The organism is Nocardia sp. IFM 10818, from assembly GCF_054655275.1.
This window is the reverse complement of record NZ_BAAHJH010000003.1, coordinates 20,212-39,507: the sequence shown is the minus strand read 5'-3', so window position 1 is coordinate 39,507 and position 19,296 is coordinate 20,212. Positions and strand designations below refer to the sequence as shown.

Sequence of the window (19,296 nt, the reverse complement as noted above, 5' to 3'; positions counted from 1 at the left end):
CAACACCCCCAACGGATTACCGGGCCACGCCACCCTGCTCAGCTCCGCCGACTGCGCCAAACCCGCCTCCCGCGACAACGGGGCCACATCAGCGGAATCGGCCAGCCACTGCGCGACGAAGTCGAACCGCGCCGAACTGTCGCCACGCGCACGAATCCGCCGCCACCAGCGCCGCACCACCCACACCAGCAACGCCATCTGCGCGGCGACGAACACCAGCGCCCACACCGTCGCTGCCGTCGTCCACGACACCCGCCCGACCGCCCACCGCAGCAGCACGCTGAGCGGGTTGCCCGCCTGCGCGCCGCCGAGCCACAACGACACCCACACCGTCGCGGTCGCATCGACCCACGCTGCCAGCAACCCGGCCATCGCGTAGAACCCGACATTCGATTCGCCCGGATAGATCGGGCGTTCGGTGCTCGCCGGAACCTTCTGATACCTCATGCCGCCCGCACCCCGAAAAACGTGTATCTGTGTCATGCCAGCCCCGTTCCCGCTCGATCGGCGTGAACTCCGTGCGAAAGGGCACCCCTGGTGCGCGCTGAGTACCGATGCGCAGCAAGAACTTTCCGCGCCCAGGCGAGGCAGCCTGTCTGCCGGTGGCCGGGTCGTACATGCCCGGCGTCGACCAGGACGACACCATGTCCCGGTCGTTGGCCGTGAACGGAATGATCGCGTCCAGCGCCGCCATCTCATCGCGCGGCAGCGCGCCCACGATCACCGCCCCTGCGCGTTCGATGAACCCTTTCGCCTTCTTGATATCGCTTTCCAGCTCCAGCGATTCCAGGTCCTTGACCGTGTGCGTGATCATCATCAGCGCCGTACCCAGACCGCGGGTCAATCGAGTGGTCGCGTTGATCCGCTCCACCATGCCCGGCCCCGCGTTGAGCACCCGCCACAACTCGTCGATGACCGTGAGGAACGTTCGTTGTGGCGCGAGGCCGGCGTCAGCGAGCATGTGGGCGGCCTCCACCGCCCCGAAGCCGTCCTCCCAGCAGGCGAACATCACTGCTGCTAGGAGCTTTTCGTCACTGGCCGACAGGGTCGAGATGTCCACGCACACCGCGACCGGCGCATCGGTGGCCAGGTCGACGGGATTGCTGGTGTGTCCGGCGAACACACTGCCCAGGTCGCCGTCCAGCAGCGCATCCAGGGTCGCCAACAGCCCGCGCACGGTATCGGCGTAGTCGTTCTTGTCGCGGGCCCGGGCGCGGCGCACCAACTGCTCATGTCCGGACTCGATCAACCGTGACAAGTCCTCGATCAATGGCGGATTGTCCGGCCCGTAGGCGCGATCCTCATCGAGCATCCGCAGCGCTTGGCCCAGAATGTTGCGTTCCAGCTGCGCCAACGCCTCGCCGCGTTCGATCTCGCACAGGCCCTGCACCAGTCGGCGCCGCCGCGCCAGCACTTCGGTGCGGACCTGTGCGGCCAGGTCCGGTCGCCCAGCAGCCAGCAGGCGCGGCATGATCGACCCGAGCGCGCCCACGGCGAGAGGATTCAAATGGCCGTGGCCGTGGCCCAGCCGAATCACCACGCCGCCCAGATCCTCTACCAGCTTGGTGTATTCGCCTTTGGTGTCGGCGAAGATGTAGGGGATGCGCCCGGCCGTGATGTCGCCCAGTACGATCTTGCGTGCCAGCGACGACTTGCCGAACGACGGCAGCCCGAGCACGAACAGGCTCGGGGTGACCTGCAATCGGCTGGTGTAGGTCGCCGACGTCGGGTCGTAGCACATCGTGCCGCCGGTAATCATGTTGTCGCCCAAGGGCGTACCGATCAGCGGATGGGTATCGCCGACCAGGAACGGGAACATCCCGCACGCCTGCACGGTGGTCGCCCGGAACCGCGGAGGCGGGTCGATGACGCCCATCGCGCCGCCGCCCACTCCCTCCAGGCCGCGATGGGACAGCTTGTATGCCTTACGCCACTTGGGATCTCGCCGCGAGGGATCGCGCTCAGCCAACTCGGCCTTGTACTGAGCGCGTTTGGCCTGCTCACGCTCGCGCGCCTCAGCGCGGCGGCGGCGACGGCCGACCGCCAGCGCATCCGGCGACGCGGGACGTGCTTTTGGCGTGGACGCCTGCCACGAGCGGCGCACACGGTCTTCGAAGTAGCGGCGCGGCCGATAACTCAATCCCATGACCTCACTCGCCCTTCAACGTCGCACCGACGGTCGCGTGATCGGGCAACAGCACTCCGACCCCCAGAGCGGCCAAGAACGCCGCTGCCTGCTGATTCCAAGTAGGCCGTACCTTCAACTGCGCTGCGGTGCTCATCTCCTTGGCGATATCGCCGATCTCCTCGAGTTCGCTCAGTGAACCGGCGGTCACCGTGATCAACATCCCGTAATCGGTCACCCCGGAACCCATCGCCTGCTCACCGCGGGCCTGGTTGGTCGCGGCCACTTTCAGCTCCGCGCCCGCGCTGGCCAGCGCCCGCGTGGTGGTCACCTCCGCCCGCGCCGACAGCAGATCAGCGTGCACACTTTCGGCTGCCTCCGCTGGGGGCAGCGGCCGGTGAATCACCGCGATGCGCTTGCGCGGCACATCACTTCGCCCCACCAGCAGCGGTTCCAACACCCGCTCGCTGAAGAACCCCTCCGGCGGTTTGCCCATCACCCATGTTCGGGAGAACGCGCCTTCGTGCACGTAGGTCTGCCGGTCGAGCAGCTCATCGGCATCCAGCGGCCCGGCGTCGACCCAGTCGACGACCTCGCCGTCCGGCGGTGCGCCACGGTGGCGTATCAACTCCTCCACGGCGGTCTCCACCGGGATGCGCGGGTCGTAGCAGCGGCGCACCGTCGCGGCGATCTCGTGATCGGACATCGGTTCAGCGATCACTCCGGAACCGGACAACAGCGTGCACAGCTCCGGCAGCCGGTTCGCCAGATCGGCCACCATCACCATCGGATCCTTGCGCTTGGCCTCGGTACGCGCGTTCCAGGTGATCGCCATCCGCACGTGCACCTGATATCCGGTCCGGTCGGCCGCCCGCCCCGCCCCCGCCTGGGCCAACCACTCCCGTGCCGCCGCCGGAGCGTCCGGGTGCTCGATGCGCGCCATCTCCACCCGCAGCCGTGCCCCGGTCTCGGGGACGGTTTCCACGACCGTCACCACACCGGCCACATCCCCGGGCTCGCCGACCCGCTTGAGGAAGTTGCCCCACTGGGCAACCATCATGTTCACCGCGTCCTGCTCCATACCCGCGACCCCGCGCGGTGAGCAGCGCAGCACAGCGGTGTATTGCCTGGTCTGGTGCATACGGATCATCCCGAAGCGGCGACCGTATTTGTCTGTGCCCCACCACATTTCGGTACCGGCCCCGACGCCCGGCAGGCGTGTCCGCCCACCCGGCGCGTGCGAGAGCGGGCCTGCGCGCAAGATATTGCGGCCCGACTTCTTCTGGCGTCGCCATGCCCATTCCAGCAACGCCAGCTCGTAGCCGGTCTTACCGACGATGCGCACGCTCATCGGCACACCCGCCAGCACCGACACCGTCGCCCATACCAGGCCGAGCACCTTGAACCCGAGCATGGTCATCACCAGTCCAGTGATCACCGAAATCGCCAGGGCGATGAAGACTTTGCGCGGCAGGCCGAAGGCATACACCCTCCGCACCTCATGACCGGCGCCATAGGTGCGCTGCGCATCCGGGCGCGTCTGCTGTTCGACCATCAGCTACTCCTCTCCCGAGCCCTGGTTGCCGCCGCACGCGGTGTCACGGTGCGCGTCCGCCACCTCGCGATCGGTCAACGGCGCAGCCGAGACCAGGTGAGTGCCCAACAGCCCCCGCAGCTCGAGCGTCCGGCTCGCCACCTCCGCCACCATCGCCGCGGCATCACCGCGCTCACCCTCGCGGTACGGGTTCCAGGTGATCTCCAGCCGCACCCCCAACGCCGAATCGGCGACCGCCTGTATCGAGGCCACGTCCTCCCGACTGGACAACGCAGTGAGAGCCTGCACCCACCCGGTCGCCCCACCGCGGGGATAACACCGCAGCATCGTGCGGCACTGCCCGGTAGAAGGCCATCGCAGAACCCCGATCTGGACTCCGTATTCGTCTGCACCCCAACAGATTTCAGGACCCTGCTTGACTGCTGGCAGTTGCACGCGCCGGTGCGGATCCGGCCGCAGCGGTGCGAAGCGGTACCGATGGCGGCCGACACGGTAACGGTGCCTCGCCCGGGTCAGCATGCTCATCTGCTGCTCAACCATCAGATACTCCCTCTAGTTCTAGTTGCCATCGGACCGGCCACCCGACGGCGGAACCCCACCGGTCGGCCCTGCGGGCGGAGGAGGCTCCGGCGACCCGACGCTGTTACGCGCACCATCGGCGACCTTCTTCACGCCTTCAACAGCCGCCATCGCCGCCATACCTGCCGGGCCGCCGGCTGCCGCCGCACCACTTGCACCGGCTGCCGCACCACCGCCGGACGCAGCGGCGCCGGACGCACCCGCCGAAGACGGCGCACCCCCAGCAGCACCGCCGCCACCGCCGCCACTCGTCGACGACTGCGAGCCCGAAGGCGTAGACACCGCGCCCGTGGGCCGGTCCCCGTCCGAGCGCCCGCCGGACGACGCCGGACGCTCCCCGCCGCCACCAGAGCCGCTGATAGCCGACTGCGCCAACGGCACCGCGCCGGTAGCCAACACCGCGCCGCCGAGCGCGGCCGCGCCGCTGGCGCCAGCCATCTGCCCGGCCATCGGCACCAGAAGTCGCACCAGCGACGGCAATGTCAGCGCGGACAAGGTCAGCAGGATCATCCCGGCGAGGGTTCCTTGCGCGTCGTCCGAGGCGAATGCCAACGCGAAAGCGGTCCCATACACGATCGCCGTGGCCGGCGGGAACAGCACGAACACCGTCACCCAGGCGATCAGCTTGCGATATGCCTGCCGCCCGGCCTCAGTTCCCGAGGCCGCGGCCGCCAACGGCAGCACACCCAGCACGAGGTTGGAGACCGCGATCTGCACCAGGATGAACATCATCTGCGCAATCACGCCGACCAGCCCGAGAAGTGCGAGCACGAACAGCAAGCCCGCACCCAGGTATCCGCCGAGCGTGGAAATCTTCATGATCCGATCCAGCGCGGTATTAGGATCCACTTCCCCGGCAAGTCCTGCGAGTATCCAGGTCGCCGTGCTGCGCATCGCTCCGTCGCCGAGCACCGCCAACCCGGCCACTGTGCTCGACACCAGCACCGACCGTTTGGCCAGCGTCACCGCTTCCATGACATGTTGACCCCGCTGCCCGGCCTGCGCCCACGCGATCCGAACCAGCGCCAATCCCACGCTCACAACGAAGACCCCGATTTGGAAGTACCGCAGATACGAATGCACTGTGTCCACGAGGTTGGACGCGCCCGAGGTTGGACAGCTGATCTGGCCGTCTGTACCGGTCGTGCACGTTCCCGAGCTGTCGGCACTGATCGCGCCCGTGATCGGTGTGCGGTACCACCACGAAAACATCAGAGCGATACCGTTTTTCCAGCCCTGCGCCAATTCGTCGGCGGCCTTGCCGACTGCGCCGCTGAGCGCCTCGCCCGCTGCCTCGCCGGGATTCAGGATCGCGGTCTTGATGTCGCAATCCCACTCTATGAGCTTGCCGAAGATCGGAATGTCCGTGCCGGCCTGGTTGCGGCATTGCGCGTACAGATCATTGGCCTCGGTGCTCTTGGTGACCGGCGCGCCTGCCGTCGTGGTTGCCGTAGGCGGCGCCGTCGTGGCCGGAGCCGATGTCGCGGTTATGGGCGTGGTGGTCGTTGGAGCCGCGGGGGCCGTGGTGGTCGGCTGCGCCAACGCAGACACCGGTGCGGCAACGAAAAGCGTTGCCGCCACAGCGAACACGACCAACAGCCGTCTCACCACGGCGTCCATCCCACCAAGGAGGGCACCGTCTTCTTGATCGTGTTGGCCGCCGCGTCCGGAGCCCGCAGCTTCCAATCTCCGTCGGTCCACACCACATCGAACTGCGCCAGATACCAGCTGTTCGGGGCCTTGTCGGGCAAGGCGTACTGCACGACGGCATGCGTGCCGTCCCAGCTGGTGATCCGGAACGCCGAAGGCCGCAACGAGCGTGCCGGTTGCGTAGACCAGTCCCAATTGTCTTCCGTCCGCATCGCCGCGAAGTCCTGTGCGGAACCGACCGTCTGCGCGGACATCACGGTGTCGTAGTTGCTGCGGGAAATGCCTGCGCGCCAAGGGATCTGCCATGCGGCCAAGGCCGCCCCCTGCGGGGTGCGGGTATAGCCGCGGGCCAGGACTCCGTCCACGCTCGCCGGGCCGTCGCTGGTGGAGAACGGCAACACGAACGGGCCGATTGCCTGCCACATCACCCCGGCCGGGACGTCGACGACCGGGCAGTTCGGCGCAGCCGTGCAGCTGTACTCGCCGTGCGGAACCGGGTTCTGCGGAAGAGGTTGGCCCGCAGGGTTGTTCGGGTGCGCCACCGCCCGGCCCAGCGCATCCGACGACGGCGGACCGAATCCGCTCGGAACCGTGGCCGAACCGGTGGAAGTCGCCGCCGCGCTGCTGCTCGGCTGAGCACCAGGTGGCGGCGAGTCCTCACCCCCAACAGCCGCGAACCCGCCACCCCCACCGCAGCAACGAGTACAAGAGCGAGAAACCCGGCCGCCAGAATCAGCGTCGTGCGGTTGTGCATCCATCCGGCAGAGGTGCCTTCGGATTGCGAATCCTCTTTGGTGGTGGTGTCTTTCACGGCCGCGCCCCTCTCATAATCAGCGGTGGAATTCTGTGTAGCCGTCGAGACCCGACAGCGCGACTGGATCCGTGGGAACCCGGCCCTGCTCGTCCGCCTTCTGCTCAGAGGGCAGCTCGAGCTTCCAGTCCCCGCGCTGCCACAACATCCGCGACGGCTGCGCCGAGAGCTCCCCGGTCGGCATCCGCGTAGCCAGCCACACCGTCACCGCCTCCGAGCTCCATCCCTCGATCCGGAACCCCTGGAACTGTGCGGTCGACCCCGGATCTGCTTCGGTGGTGATCGAGGCGAACACCCGCGCGGTCGCGAACGCGTCCCGTCCGGGCCCGGCCACAACCAAGGTGTTGGCGACATGGCTCCACGCATCATCGGGAGCCAGCGACAGCCGCGCCTGCGCCTGCATCGCCGCTGCTACCGCACCCTGCGGAGTCTGCGCGTATTTCACCGGCACCGGGCCGCCAGTATCGGCCGGACCGGCTTGAGTGAACGGCACATACACACCCCGGTACGACTGCCACTTTGCCGCGGCGGGCGCTGCGCTGGTGTCGATCTGCGCCGTGGCAGTGTCCCCACCGCGGTCCTCGTCGCTGCCGCACCCGGATGCCGCTGCGGTGAGCAGGAATCCGGCCAGCAGTGCGCCGGTCAATCGTCTGCGAATGGTCATCGGTCCTCCGGAAATCACAGGAGCAAGAACCCGGCCCAAGCCGAGGCGCTCGAGGCGAGCAGGCTGCATACGCAGGCCACCAGGAATTGCGTGCTGGCGCGGTCCAGGCCACCGCCGGAGTTGTAGACGCGCGCGAACATCACGCCCGACCAGATCGCGGACGCGATCAGAGCGGCGAACACCAGCCACATGAACATGCCGAGCAGCGTCGTGACAGGGCCGGTCACCTCCGCCGGGGGCATCTGGATGTTCTGGGCGAGCATCGGCACGCCTCCTACTTGAAGAAGGTGATGTAGGTGGCGGCCGTGCCGACGATGATCGCGCCGGCACCGCAGGCCAGTGGCGCCATCTTCTGCCCGGGTGAGGCCGTGCCGTCGGTGAAGGCCTGCGCGAACTTGACCCCCGACATCATGGTCATGGCGATCAGGGCCGCGAAGGCGATCCACGACACCACGCCCAGCAGCTTCTGAATCTTGTCCGAGCCCGGCGGGGTTGTCGTCGTGACCTGGATGACGTCACCGTTCTGATCCTGCGCCAGCAGATCGAGAGCCAATTGTGTGAGCATTGCCATGTACCTCCGTGAGAGTTGTTGAATGTGTTCTGTGCCAAGGGGATTGGTTCACCCGGCGGCCGCGTCATGTGCGGTGCCAAGTCTTTTCTTGCTCAGCGTCTTCGCTGCCGTGCGTGCGGTGGCGAACATCTGCTCGGCCAGGCCCTGCACCGGCGGCGGAGGGACGCGGGTGGCGTCGCGCTCGCCGAGGCGGACCTGAGCATGCTCGGGATTCCAGGCCGGGAGCTCATGCCGTTCGAGGTTGCGCCACGGCTCGACCCAACCCAGCCGCCACGGCACCGCCCCCAAGTCCCGGGCCAGAGATTCGACTGTCTCGCGGCGCGTGGACACCGTCTTCGACAACGGCCGGTCGATATCGGCCACCGTCACGCACCCCAGCAGATGCACACCCGCCGGCGTCGCGCCCGCCAGGTGCGCCAGCAGTGTGCGATGCAGCGCTGCCAGCCCGTGCATGTGGCTACGCGCGGCCAGCACCACCAGCGGCGAATCCAAACCGCGACCGAGGCCGATCATGGTAGGCCAGCGTTGCCCGGCGTCTCCGGCGTAGGAGATCGAGGCGGCCAGATAGCTCACCCCGCGCCGCCGTGCGCGCCGACCAGCCACACCAGCGGCGGGCGGCCGGTCTGCCCGGGGACGGGTTGGCTCCACATCGGCACCGGCTCCCGGGCCGTCGAATCGGTCAGCTTCGCCATCTGTCTCACCAGCTCCGGTAGTCATCCACCCGCCACCCGGCGGGAGTGTCGATCAGATCCACCACGACCGTGAACGGTGCCCGTGACTCGCTGTGCCCGTCCGGCCAGCTCACGGTCTGGCTCACCCCGACCTTGCGCGAGGCAAGCCCCGGTTCTTCGCTCGGCGGCCGTTCCGCGCTGACGAAGGCCTTCGCATCCACTTGCGCCCCGCTACCGGCCCAGCCAGCCCACTCCAACGACGCCGCAGGCGCGGTCAGCGAGCCGATTCGCGCGAGCATGGCCAGACTCAGCCAGCCCCGGATCCGGGTGAGCGAATCGCCGGGCGATTCGGTCGCCGGACGCAGCGTGTACAGCTCTTTCATCGCCGCGGCCGCCACCGCCTCCGCGCTGTCGCCCGCCTTCGGGCCCGGCGCGGTGATCGGTGTCGGCGCGGTCGACGGGTGGGGCGTCGTCGAGGACGGCGGGCTGTCGGTGCTGCGGTCGTTCGCGCAGCCCACCGCCAGCAATCCGGCTGCCACGATCACGGTTGCCGAGTGTAAAACCCTTGTCGCAGTGGTCATCTCACATCACCCTCCGGGCCTTGGCGTCTGCTGGGACGTCGGCCTCGGTCACGCTCTCCCCGCTCTGGGGCGCATGGATCATGCGTCCGCCACCGATCGCGATACCGACATGCCCCGGCTGCCCGTCGGCGCTCCAGTTGCTGAACACCAGATCACCTGCCTGCACCTGGTCCATCGGAATCTCCACACCGGTGGCCCACTGCTGTTCGGAGGTGCGCGGCAAGGTCACCGTGCCGCCGGATGCCGCGAATACCGCCGCCGAAGTCAAACCGCTGCAATCGAATCCGCCATTGGTGGGTCCGGAGGTGTTGCCTCCGCCCCACACATACGGCGTCCCGAGCCACTGCCGGGCCGCCGCCACCGTCTGCGACCCCAGCTCGCCATTCGGCGACGGGATGAATCGACCGGTCGAGCCCGCGGACCGGAATCCCGGCTCCGCCTCGGTGATGATGCGGACGTAGTTCGTGGTTTCCTCGTACGGCGGCACACCGCCGTACTCCAATACCCTGCCCTCACCAGCGTTGTAGGCCGCGAGGATGAGCGAGGTGGTGTCGCCCGATACCTTGCCTTCGGATTTCCACTGCTCGATCTGCGACGCGATGGCGCACATGTACCGGCCCTGAGCCATGATGGCGTCGCCGTCGTCCCAGATGCTCGCCGCGCCGTTACCGTCCGCGTCGATCAGATACGGCTGCCCGTCGGGCGCGAGGGACGCCGCCGTACCAGGCAAGAATTGGGTCAAGCCCTGCGCGCCCGCCGGGGAAGTCAGCCCGCGCTGGAATCCCGATTCCTGCTGCGCTTGCGCTGCCAGCAGCGAGGCCGAGACCTGCGTACACAGCGAACCGGCTTTCTGGAACCACGGTGCGAGTTCCTCGGGCACTTTGCTGGTGTCCAGGCTGCCGCCTGGTGTGCCGAACCCCGGGGGCAGGACGGCGTTGTCCCGCCACCTCCGGAGCCCGGTCCCGTGCCGCTGCCGTCCGTGGTCGCAGCTCCGGCCAGCCAGGGCATCGGGTCTGTTGGCTCCCGCCGGTCAACCGGCCGCCGGGAACCACTTCGAAATGCAGGTGCGCGCCGGTCGATTGGCCGTCGTTGCCGACATCGGCGATGTGCTGTCCGGCCGAAACTGTTTGCCCCACCTGCACTTTGACGCCGGAGGCATACATGTGGCCGTATACCGTCGACAGTGCCTTTCCGCTCTCGTCGGTGGTGTCGATGACGATCCAATGCCCGAATCCCGACGCGGCACCGGCAGCGACCACGACACCGTCGGTGGCGGCGAAGATCGGGGTGCCTTCGGGTGCGGCCAGGTCGACGCCCATGTGATCACCGCCCTCCCGTGGCCCGAAGCCGCTGGACACGGTGTAGGTACCTTCGGCCAGCGGCATCACTCGCTGCCCGCTGGCACCCGTCGCGGCCGCCGGGGCGGCCGATGTCGTGGACGGCGCGACCGCGCCGACCAGCACTGTGTCCGTCCCGTCGACCGTGCACGTGGTCGTTGATTCCTCCTCCGACCAGACCGCGATGAACGCCGTCATGGCCAGCATCAGCACCACGCCACCGGCCGCCACCGGTGCCGCAGCGCCCGAGCTCATCGCGTCCCGTCCTCACCGTCGCCCACCTCCCCGTTCATTGCCCGGACACAACCGAGGGCGCTGGCAGCGACGGCCGCACGGTCGTCGTGGCCGGAGCACTTGTCACGGCAGGAGCGCTTGTCGTGGTTGCGGCCGGTGCGGGCACCTGCGGGACAGCCGTCGTCGTTTTGGGCACCGTCGAGGTGGTAGTCGGCTTGGTTGTCGACGCTTTGGCCTTAGCGTCCAATGCCTTGGCCAGCGCGCCGAACCAGCTCACGGTGAAACCCGCCGGAGTCTGGCCGTCCACGCCGACCTGCCACGAGTCGTAGGAAGTGTGCTGCGCACCGGACTGCCAGTAGCGCAAGTCCAGGGCCATCTGGACCAAGCCGACATTGTCCGACAGCAGCGAGATGACCTGATTGAAGATGTACTGAATTCCGGAAAGCACCGTGGTAGGCGGCACCACCTGCAAAGCTGCCTTGCCCAGCTGCACGCCCAGATCCACCAGCACGGCCGCGGGATTGGTCAGACCGGTGCTGATCAGGCTGGTGATAGTGCTGGAACTGAGAACCTTCTGACCGAAGGTGACCGCCGCGTTGAAGCCCATCACGCCCACTTTGATGATGGAGCGGATGATGTCGGCCGTCGTGGACGCGGTGGTGTTCACCGGGCTGGTATTGACCGCGAGACGGCCGAGGATGCTGGTGTTGTCGGTGTCGATGTTGAGCTTGCCGCCGCTGAAACTGATGTCATTGTTGATCGTTTCCAGCCCGGTCTTGACGATTGAGCTACCGAGCGCGGTCGCGATATCAGCCACCGTGCGCAGCGGATCCTGACCCGAAAAGTGAGTCTGCCCAGCGATATTGGCGATGATCTTCGCCAGCTGCGAATCGGCCGGCGTCGAGCAGCCGATATCACCGGTCGCACACCACGACGCCACCCGCCCGGTCAACGCCCCGTAGCCGGTCGCCTTACTCACCGCCGCCGTGGAGATGCCCTGTCCGGCGGTCGCGTTCGTCGACGCGACCAGCAGCTCGGCCAGCACCGTTTGCGACACCCCCGGCGCGGTGGCCGGAGACATCCGCGTACCGGCACCCGGAAACGTCGTCGCCTCGTTCGTACGGATCGGCGAAGAGAACAGGCTCACCCCCGCTACCCGCGTCGCCGGGATCGGCGCATTGGCCTCCCCTGCGCCGATGATGCGCGCGATCTCGTCGGCGATCTGCGCACCCTGCGAATATCCGATGATCGCGATCAGCGATTTCGGGCACCGATTGGCGTAGGAGGAGATCGCCTTGATTCCGGTCGCGATGCCGCTGGTCACGCTCTCGGCGTAGGTTTTGGTTTGACCGAAGTCGGCGGCGTAGGCCACCAACTGCCGCGACACCGCCGTGGTGCCCTCGCTGTTGACCTGCCGCAGCAGGGGCCCGGTGACCGACCCGCCCAGGAAACCGGAATCTGCTGTCGGATTGGCGTTGTCGCCGGAGTCGCCGGTGCCCTGGAATCCGACCACATGCACAGGCGTGCAGGGGATTTCGCCCGCCGCGTCGGCCGCCGCCGGGGTGGTGGTTTCGGTCTGCGCGGCCGCCGGTGAGGCGCCGCTTACCACCACGACCACCGCCACCGCGGCCGTGGCCAGCGCCCGCGTCCCGCGCGGCCGATCGTCGTTTTCCTCATCGCAGCTCTCCCAACAGATCCAGGTATGCCTTGCGGGTCCCGCCGGTGAGCCGATGCCACGACACCGGCCCGCCTTCGGCGAGATGCAGATCGAACGGAATCTCGGTCACCGCGCGCACCCACTTGCCCAGGTGCGCGCGGACATGCTCGGTAGCCGCGGCCACCGGCGTCGAATGCTGTTGGGTCACAACCAACACCGCATCCGACAGATGGAAATGCCCGTAGTTGTCATCGAGCCACTTCAGAGCGGCCCGCAACCGGTTCACCGCATCCGCGCGCGCGGCGACCGTGATCACCAGGGCCACTGTCGGATCCGCCAGCAGCGGCGCCAAAGCCCGATTGCTCACCGGTGCGCCGCCGTCGTAGAACGGCAGCCAGCCCGCCCCGACCAGATCACGATGCACGGACACGAATGAATGCCGATTGGGCAGCGGGTCGCCGGTGCGCGGCAGTACCGCCGCCCCCGACGAGGCGCGGCCCGCGCATCCGGCGGCCGCCGTGCCCCGCTCCCGGTACGCGGGCGGGAATTCCAGCCAGGCTTGCAGCGAGCTCGCCGCCGCGGCCGCGTCCGCGCCGCGCACCGCGAGGTCTCCCCGCAGGCGGTCGCGTCCACCGCGATCGGCCATACCTTTTCTCGTGGTCGCCGCCGCGCACCGCTGAGGCCAGTCCCAGCGCAGTCGTCGAGGCTCCCGATCCACCGGCCGAGCCCAGCACCAGCACCGGCGGCAATGCCACCCGCAGCAGCCGACCCTTCCCCCATGCAAGGGCGGGGCCTCTGTCGGTGAGCCTGGCGAGGCCGGTTCGTTCAACGCCGAGAAATCCGGATCGGCATCGCTGCCGCTCGACAGCGCTTCGACGTCGATGCGCAGGTCCATGAATCAGCCCCCGCCCTGATGGAGGTGATCAGTACCCGCCCGTCCCGCACGGCCGTGGTCACGACCTGATCCCACGGCACTTCGGTGCCGTCGGGATGACGCTCGACCACGGTCACCGTGAACCGGTCCGGACCCAGTGCCGTCACCGTCACACAGTGCGCGGTCCCCGCGGGCGTGGAGGCGATGGCGGCCGCCGTCGCATCCGCCGACGCCACCTCCGCATCCGGAGCCAGATGCGCGCGGACCGCGTTCGCGTCCCGCATCACATACCAGGCGTATTGCTGGGCCACGATCACCCCGATAGCCGTCGACTCGTCACCCGGGCCCGAGGACACCACGCGTGTCGGCGTGTCGATTTCCTTGCACCACACCGGCTTTGCCGTCGTGGTCGCCGCGGTCTGAGTCGCTGGAATCAGCGACGTCGTCGTGGCCGACGCCGCCGCATCGCTGTCGGAACCGCCCAGCGCGATCACCGCACCGATAACCACCGCCGAGACCGCAACCAGCGCTCCCGCCCCGATACCCGCGCGAACCAGTGCCGCCCGGCGGCGCGCTTGTGCTTGCGCGCGCTCGCGCATCGTGGCCACCACCGGGGCCATCGGGTCCTCGGGCAGCTCGCCCGTATCCAGCCCCGACCCACCGGCGGGCGGGGCGTCATCGTTGTCCGCAGCGGGGGTGTCCTCGGCAGCATCGATCCAACCCAGCCATTCGGCATCGTCGTCGGCTGTCGTCGCCGCACCGGCCGTCACCGGCGACAGCGTCGGCCACTTCCACAGCTCGCTGTCATCGTCGGGCGGGACCTGCCCGTGCTGATCGCTCACCGAGAACACCCCTTTTCCTGCGAACTACTGCCCCGGAGCCACAACCGCCTGAATTGCTCCGATCACGTCGTTGATCGGAGCCGCGGCCGCGCCGAAGGTCGCCGGATCCACCATCGGCATCTCTTCGATTGCCGTGGTCAGCGAGGTCACTGCCTGCGCGGCCACCGGATGCACCGCCGAAACCTGTTCGGCCACAACGTCGAATTGCTGCCCTGCGGCCACGACATCGACCACCGGAGCCGGGGCCGGTGCCGCGACAGCGGGAGCGGCAGGGCCGCGACCTCCACCAGCGGCTCCACCGTGGGAGCTTGCGCCAGTTCGGTTCCTCCGCCGAGCGCATTACCGGCCGCGCCGCCGAGCACGCCCGCGCCCGCGCCGCCGACCACCGTCGCCGGCACACCGAGCACGGCGGCGCCGATCGCGGCACCGGCCAGTGCGCCGATAGCGGTCCCGGCCACCCCGGTCGTGACGAAGAAGACCTGACCGGCCACCGGCACCGGCAACAGGGCCGCTCCCATCGCCGCGCCCGCAATGCCGCCGATCGTCCCCCTATCAGCGCACCGCCCACACCGCCCACGACGGCCGCCGGAATCCCCGCACCGGCCGCGCCTGCCACCGTGCCGGTCACCGCTCCGGCGACCGTCGACGCCGCGCGCCGATCGGACTCCGCCGCAGAGAAACCCTGCGAGTCGTAGAACGCCGCGATCTGCCATTCGGCCATGTCGAGATAGCCTTGGGCCTTTCTCAGCGCCACCGGATCCGCGCCCGTCAGATCGATCACGCCGTCGCCGACCCGCAACTTGCCCTGCTCCCAGGTCTGCAACACCGCCGGTTCGACCGCGGGCGCTTCCTCACCGCCCATCACCGTGTCGGTCTCGGTGTCGGCCTGCGGTGCCGACGGCTGCACCCAGGTCTGCTGCTGCGGTTTCGCGCGATTGGGGGCCGGAATGATCGTCTCCGCGTCCGGCACCCACTGCGCCGGACTCGCCGGTGCGGCCGGTGCGGGGTTGGGGGCGGTCAATCCGGGGTTCGAGCCGTTGGGAGCGGCCAGACCCGGCTGTCCCGGGGCCGCGTTCGCCGCTCCGGCACCGACAGCCAGCACTGTCGGCAAGGCCGCCAGCACGGTCAATGTTCGTTTCGTGCTCATCTCACTTCCCTTCTTCGAAAAGGGCCGAGGCCCACGGTATCAAAAGTAACCTACAAATCTAACCAAACAAGATCGCTGTTACACAGCCCTCCGATCCCCATCGCCTACGCTGAGCCGAGCCATGAACACCCGAGACCAACCGTGACCCGCCGCAAACTCCGCGGATTCACCCCCGCGCGCTTGGCCGCCGCCATCGAGACCTCCGGCATGCGGCGCGACGAGATCGCCCGCCTCGCCGACGTCACCACCCAGACCCTCACCAACTGGCTGACCGGCACCAGCACCCCGGCCGTCGACAAACTCGCCGCCGTCGTCGGGGTGCTCGGACTGAGCATGCGCGACGTACTCGACATCGACCCCACCCGCGCGAGCCTCGCCGACCTGCGCGTACTCGCCGGGCTCACCCAAGGCCAACTCGCCACCGCCACCGGCTTGGGCGAGGAAACCGTCGGCCAGCTCGAACGCGGCAACGCCCGACTGCTCGACCGCCACGCCGGCCCGCTCGCCACCGCACTCGCCGTCTCGGTCCTGCGAGTGCGCGCCGCCCACGACATCGCCCGCAACCGGCCCCCGGCACCGCGCCCTGACAAATCCGGCGCGCACGCGGCAAGACCACGACCGGCGACAGCCGATACGCGCTCGATGTGCAAGAACCTCATGGGTACCTCCGCGGGATGCGCACGTGCGGAAAGCACGTGAAAGAAAGCTCATTCGCGAAATGCGAATGAACCGCATCCGGCGGCCGTCAAAGACAGGTACCGGGAAGTGGCGCCAGCATAGCAGTTAGCTATGCAATAACGGGAGGGGTTTTGCGACCTGCGTCACTTCACCGGATGGCGAGGATATGCCGGATCGTCCAGCCCCGGATGGCCGAGGTCGGAAGCCGCCACCGGATCCGGCTCGTCGGAATACCCGAGAACGTGAATCTGCGCGATCAGCAACAGCGGGCCGTCGGTACCGGTGCGCATGAGCGCGCCCGAACAATTGGTCACCACCCAGCCGCCACCCCGGCGGCGCAAACGCACCCTCCACCGAGCCGGACTCGATCTCGCCCTTGAACATCGGCTCGACCGCTTCGAAGATCCGTTTCACGTCCTCGGGATGCGGAGTGTCGCGCTGATCGACCATGCCTTTCCACTGCACATCGGGCATCGGATCGGTCACCCACCGCAACAGCCGCATCTTGGCGACATCGAGAATGGCCATGTGCATCGAGGTCATCCGCGGAATCGCCGCCAGCGCAGCCGCTTCCAGACTCGCGGTCCGCACACCGTCCGGCGGAGCCGTTTCGAACAGCAGCCCACGCCACAGATGCGACTCGGCTTCCGCGGCACCCGCCGTCATCACCATCTGCGCCGGCACCCGCGCCCTGCTCACGTTCATCGTGACCGCGCCCTCCACCGCGTGCCCGGCTCACCGGACAGCAGAGCGCGGAACAGCGACAGCACGTCATCGGGTTCGATGAACCGCAGGATCTCCGGCGCGGTCAGCGTCGTGCGCGGTGTCCCGGCCGCCAGCGCCGGAGGAATGACCGCGCGTCGGAGCTGATTGTCCCAGCTGAAGCCGAACGCCGACAGCGGCGCGGCGTCCGGCGGCGTATCGGTGGGACTGAGCCACAGGTGCACCCCGTACAGCTCGGAGTCCGGCCCGATCACCGGTATCAACCGCGCCGTCAGCGTCTGCCGGTTCCGCAGAGTGCGTGACGCGGTCACCGGCGTCGGCTGCGCCCGCATACCCTCGATCAGGTTGCGTAGCCAGTTCGCGGCCTCGGCTCCCGGGGCCTTGCCCCCTCCACCTGATCGGCCACCAGCCGCTCGAACGACGTCCGCGGCCGCGGCTCTCGTTCGCGCGCAACGACACTGAGCCCTGTCGGCTCCAGCGTCTCCACAAGTGCCCATCCCACTCGTGCCATGTCCGAACCCCCGATCGGTGCACCTCATCACGTATTAGGTCCGTGATCTTAGGTGTGCCCCACGACAATTCGCGAATCCGATCCCCAATCGGTCGTTAGCTCTTAATTCGCAGCTCAGCCAGGGCGTAGGTCAGCCACGACGGCCGCACACGATAGTCCTCACGCGCTGTGATCGGTGCCAGACGCCGATACTTGCGCAGCACCGCCGACGCGGCGTGCACAGCCTGCATTTCCGCCAGCGCCGCACCCAGGCAGTAGTGACGCCCATACCCGAACACCAGATGATGCGCGTCGGCCGCCGGATCCAGATTCGCCGACCGCAACGACAGAAACACGGTGTGCCCGGCCGGAATCCGCACCCCGTTGACCTCGATATCGGTCACCGGGAACCGGCGCAGCGCCCAATTCACCGGCGCCACCGCGCGCACCAGGCCACCGATGAACGCCGCGAACTCAGCCGGACGCCCGAGCAGCGCACGGGCCTGCTCCTGGTGCTCGCGCACCAGCTCATCGAGCACCAACGCCGTCAGCGAGGTGACATTCTCGAACCCCGCCACGATCACGATGAACGCCAGCGACATCAACTCGTCCTCGCTGAGCCGGTCGGCACCGTCGCGCGCCGCGATCCACGCCGACAGCAGATCCTCACCGGGCTCGCGGCGCTTATCGGCGATCACCCCCGCCACCAACCCCAGCATCGACGCCATCGACGCTTGAATCGCCGCGCCCTGATGCGAGGTGTCGACCTTCAGAATCGGCGCGGCCGCCTCCCGGAACGCCCCCACCTGCTGCGGCGGCAGCCCCAGCAGGGTGGCGATGACCCGCGGCGGCAACGGCTCGCACAACCCGCCCATGAAGTCGATCTCCCCCGCCGCGGGCAGCGCGTCGACCAGCTCGGCCACCGCCTCGGCCACCACCCGCTCCTGCGCGCGGTGATGGCGCGGCATGAACGCCTCCGCGGCCAGCCGGCGCACCCGCCTATGCTGCTCGCCATCGATGTTCAACAGGTTCGCATCCAGCGCAGGCGGCAGATTCTGTCCACGAAAACCTGTGCTGCTCACCGCTTTCGACGCCGACATTCCCGGATCGGCCAGCAACCGAGTCACCGCCTCATAGCCGGTCACCACCCACACCGGCGACCCGTCGGGCAGCTCGGCCTGATGTACACCCGCGCCCCGGGTCCTGAGATCCTCATGCAGCGCGTCGACGTCATGAATGCCGGCCGTGAACGGACAACTCCCCAATGTCATACCGCCAGTGTGCCAACCGTCCAGGAGGATTTACGACCGTGCACACCACCCGCCTCGCCACACCCGCCGACCTCACCGACTGCGCCACCGTCCTCGCCGAAGCCTTCGCCGACGACCCCCTCATGAGCGCGATATGGCCAGATCAGACCCGCCGTCACCGCGCGCTGCCCGGCTACTTCAAGGCCTCGCTGCGCCACTTCCACCTCCCCGCCGGAGGCGTCCAACTGGCCACCGACCGCGACGGCCACATCGGCGCCGTCGCAGTCTGGGATCCGCCCGGCCACTGGGACCAGCCCTTCACCCACACCCTGCGCGCCCTGCCCGACCTGCTCCCGGCCCTGCGCACCCGCGCCCTGGCCGCCATCTCGGTACGCAGTGAACTCGACACCCACCACCCCCACCAACCTCAGCATTGGTATCTGGCCAATCTCGGCACCACACAACGCCATCGCGGCCAGGGCTACGCGGCCGCCCTGCTGGCAGACCGCGCCACCACCGCTCCTGACCTCGGTCAATACCTCGTGTGCACGCGCGCCGAAAACGTCTCGTACTACGAACGATTCGGATTCAGCATTACCGGCACATTTCAGCTGCCTGCCGGAGCCCGACCCGAAATGTGGGCCATGTGGCGCGAACCCGCCACGAAAGCCCCTAGCGGCCGCGCGAGAACAACGGTGCGCACAGTACTCGCCGCTGAACAGCGAAAACAGGTCCAAATGAGCGCAACCGGATGCCGCCATATACGCACCAGGGCAATCGCAGCACCGAAACTTCTCCCGATGACACGGTGTGTCGAGTGGGCAAATCGAGTCCGCTCGAGATATTGATATGCACAT

General features: G+C 68.2%; 22 protein-coding genes and 1 pseudogene. 3 read left to right on the top strand and 20 right to left on the bottom strand.

Annotation, left to right across the window (positions count from 1 at the left end; translation table 11 throughout):
• Positions 1 to 88 precede the first annotated feature (88 nt).
• The 17 genes and pseudogenes from ACYQ5L_RS40145 to ACYQ5L_RS40065 form a co-directional block, all read right to left on the bottom strand.
• Positions 89 to 2,146 (bottom strand): hypothetical protein, encoded by a 2,058-nt coding sequence (locus tag ACYQ5L_RS40145; RefSeq protein ID WP_459963956.1) that lies wholly within the window; start codon positions 2,144 to 2,146, stop codon positions 89 to 91.
• A 4-nt stretch (positions 2,147 to 2,150) separates the two neighbouring features.
• Positions 2,151 to 3,680: an SCO6880 family protein gene (locus ACYQ5L_RS40140; protein WP_459963955.1), complete on the bottom strand. Its 1,530-nt coding sequence runs from the start codon at positions 3,678 to 3,680 to the stop codon at positions 2,151 to 2,153.
• A gap of 3 nt (positions 3,681 to 3,683) precedes the next feature.
• Positions 3,684 to 3,932 (bottom strand): hypothetical protein, encoded by a 249-nt coding sequence (locus ACYQ5L_RS40135; protein ID WP_459963954.1) that lies wholly within the window; start codon positions 3,930 to 3,932, stop codon positions 3,684 to 3,686.
• A gap of 306 nt (positions 3,933 to 4,238) precedes the next feature.
• On the bottom strand, positions 4,239 to 5,879 hold the full coding sequence (locus tag ACYQ5L_RS40130) for a hypothetical protein (protein WP_459963953.1): 1,641 nt from the start codon (positions 5,877 to 5,879) through the stop codon (positions 4,239 to 4,241).
• Positions 5,864 to 6,451: a DUF8175 domain-containg protein gene (locus ACYQ5L_RS40125; RefSeq protein WP_459963952.1), complete on the bottom strand. Its 588-nt coding sequence runs from the start codon at positions 6,449 to 6,451 to the stop codon at positions 5,864 to 5,866. The genes ACYQ5L_RS40130 and ACYQ5L_RS40125 overlap by 16 nt, the downstream gene beginning before the upstream one ends.
• A 288-nt stretch (positions 6,452 to 6,739) precedes the next feature.
• A complete protein-coding gene (locus ACYQ5L_RS40120; RefSeq protein WP_459963951.1) occupies positions 6,740 to 7,384 on the bottom strand; it encodes a DUF8175 domain-containg protein in 645 nt (214 codons plus the stop codon).
• Between the two features lie 14 nt (positions 7,385 to 7,398).
• Positions 7,399 to 7,647 carry a hypothetical protein gene (locus ACYQ5L_RS40115; protein ID WP_459963950.1) on the bottom strand — a complete coding sequence of 83 codons (249 nt, stop codon included), beginning with the start codon at positions 7,645 to 7,647 and terminating at the stop codon, positions 7,399 to 7,401.
• Positions 7,648 to 7,658: 11 nt separating this feature from the next.
• Positions 7,659 to 7,955 carry a hypothetical protein gene (locus ACYQ5L_RS40110; RefSeq protein WP_459963949.1) on the bottom strand — a complete coding sequence of 99 codons (297 nt, stop codon included), beginning with the start codon at positions 7,953 to 7,955 and terminating at the stop codon, positions 7,659 to 7,661.
• Between the two features lie 48 nt (positions 7,956 to 8,003).
• Positions 8,004 to 8,528 (bottom strand): hypothetical protein, encoded by a 525-nt coding sequence (locus ACYQ5L_RS40105; protein ID WP_459963948.1) that lies wholly within the window; start codon positions 8,526 to 8,528, stop codon positions 8,004 to 8,006.
• On the bottom strand, positions 8,525 to 8,647 hold the full coding sequence (locus tag ACYQ5L_RS40100; RefSeq protein WP_459963947.1) for a hypothetical protein: 123 nt from the start codon (positions 8,645 to 8,647) through the stop codon (positions 8,525 to 8,527). The genes ACYQ5L_RS40105 and ACYQ5L_RS40100 overlap by 4 nt, the downstream gene beginning before the upstream one ends.
• 5 nt (positions 8,648 to 8,652) lie before the next feature.
• Positions 8,653 to 9,171, bottom strand: coding sequence for a hypothetical protein (locus ACYQ5L_RS40095; RefSeq protein ID WP_459963945.1), 519 nt, complete (start codon positions 9,169 to 9,171; stop codon positions 8,653 to 8,655).
• A gap of 37 nt (positions 9,172 to 9,208) precedes the next feature.
• Complete coding sequence (locus ACYQ5L_RS40090; RefSeq protein ID WP_459963943.1) at positions 9,209 to 10,087, bottom strand: C40 family peptidase; 879 nt, start codon at positions 10,085 to 10,087, stop codon at positions 9,209 to 9,211.
• A gap of 217 nt (positions 10,088 to 10,304) precedes the next feature.
• A pseudogene (locus ACYQ5L_RS40085) lies at positions 10,305 to 10,526 on the bottom strand (M23 family metallopeptidase); the annotation flags it as partial.
• A gap of 307 nt (positions 10,527 to 10,833) precedes the next feature.
• Positions 10,834 to 12,402: a cutinase family protein gene (locus ACYQ5L_RS40080; RefSeq protein ID WP_459963942.1), complete on the bottom strand. Its 1,569-nt coding sequence runs from the start codon at positions 12,400 to 12,402 to the stop codon at positions 10,834 to 10,836.
• A 49-nt stretch (positions 12,403 to 12,451) separates the two neighbouring features.
• A complete protein-coding gene (locus tag ACYQ5L_RS40075; RefSeq protein ID WP_459963940.1) occupies positions 12,452 to 13,081 on the bottom strand; it encodes a MinD/ParA family ATP-binding protein in 630 nt (209 codons plus the stop codon).
• 179 nt (positions 13,082 to 13,260) lie between these two features.
• A complete protein-coding gene (locus tag ACYQ5L_RS40070) occupies positions 13,261 to 14,079 on the bottom strand; it encodes a DUF8176 domain-containing protein (protein ID WP_459963939.1) in 819 nt (272 codons plus the stop codon).
• Between the two features lie 96 nt (positions 14,080 to 14,175).
• Positions 14,176 to 14,346 (bottom strand): hypothetical protein, encoded by a 171-nt coding sequence (locus tag ACYQ5L_RS40065; RefSeq protein ID WP_459963938.1) that lies wholly within the window; start codon positions 14,344 to 14,346, stop codon positions 14,176 to 14,178.
• Between the two features lie 113 nt (positions 14,347 to 14,459).
• Here ACYQ5L_RS40065 and ACYQ5L_RS40060 point away from each other — a divergent pair, with 113 nt between their 5' ends.
• The gene (locus ACYQ5L_RS40060; RefSeq protein WP_459963937.1) at positions 14,460 to 14,846 is read left to right on the top strand and encodes a hypothetical protein; all 387 of its coding nucleotides are present in this window, start codon (positions 14,460 to 14,462) and stop codon (positions 14,844 to 14,846) included.
• Positions 14,847 to 15,439: 593 nt separating this feature from the next.
• Complete coding sequence (locus ACYQ5L_RS40055) at positions 15,440 to 15,997, top strand: helix-turn-helix domain-containing protein (protein WP_459963936.1); 558 nt, start codon at positions 15,440 to 15,442, stop codon at positions 15,995 to 15,997.
• Between the two features lie 84 nt (positions 15,998 to 16,081).
• Here ACYQ5L_RS40055 and ACYQ5L_RS40050 read toward each other — a convergent pair whose 3' ends face one another.
• From ACYQ5L_RS40050 to ACYQ5L_RS40040, 3 genes are all read right to left on the bottom strand, one after another.
• A complete protein-coding gene (locus tag ACYQ5L_RS40050) occupies positions 16,082 to 16,681 on the bottom strand; it encodes a hypothetical protein (RefSeq protein WP_459963934.1) in 600 nt (199 codons plus the stop codon).
• The gene (locus tag ACYQ5L_RS40045) at positions 16,678 to 17,196 is read right to left on the bottom strand and encodes a GAF domain-containing protein (protein ID WP_459963933.1); all 519 of its coding nucleotides are present in this window, start codon (positions 17,194 to 17,196) and stop codon (positions 16,678 to 16,680) included. Before ACYQ5L_RS40045 ends, ACYQ5L_RS40050 begins: the two co-directional genes overlap by 4 nt.
• Before the next feature lie 109 nt (positions 17,197 to 17,305).
• Positions 17,306 to 18,460 carry a cytochrome P450 family protein gene (locus ACYQ5L_RS40040; RefSeq protein WP_459963931.1) on the bottom strand — a complete coding sequence of 385 codons (1,155 nt, stop codon included), beginning with the start codon at positions 18,458 to 18,460 and terminating at the stop codon, positions 17,306 to 17,308.
• 38 nt (positions 18,461 to 18,498) lie between these two features.
• On the opposite strand from ACYQ5L_RS40040, the gene ACYQ5L_RS40035 reads away from it, so the two are divergent.
• Positions 18,499 to 19,287 carry a GNAT family N-acetyltransferase gene (locus ACYQ5L_RS40035; protein WP_459963930.1) on the top strand — a complete coding sequence of 263 codons (789 nt, stop codon included), beginning with the start codon at positions 18,499 to 18,501 and terminating at the stop codon, positions 19,285 to 19,287.
• Positions 19,288 to 19,296: the final 9 nt, after the last annotated feature.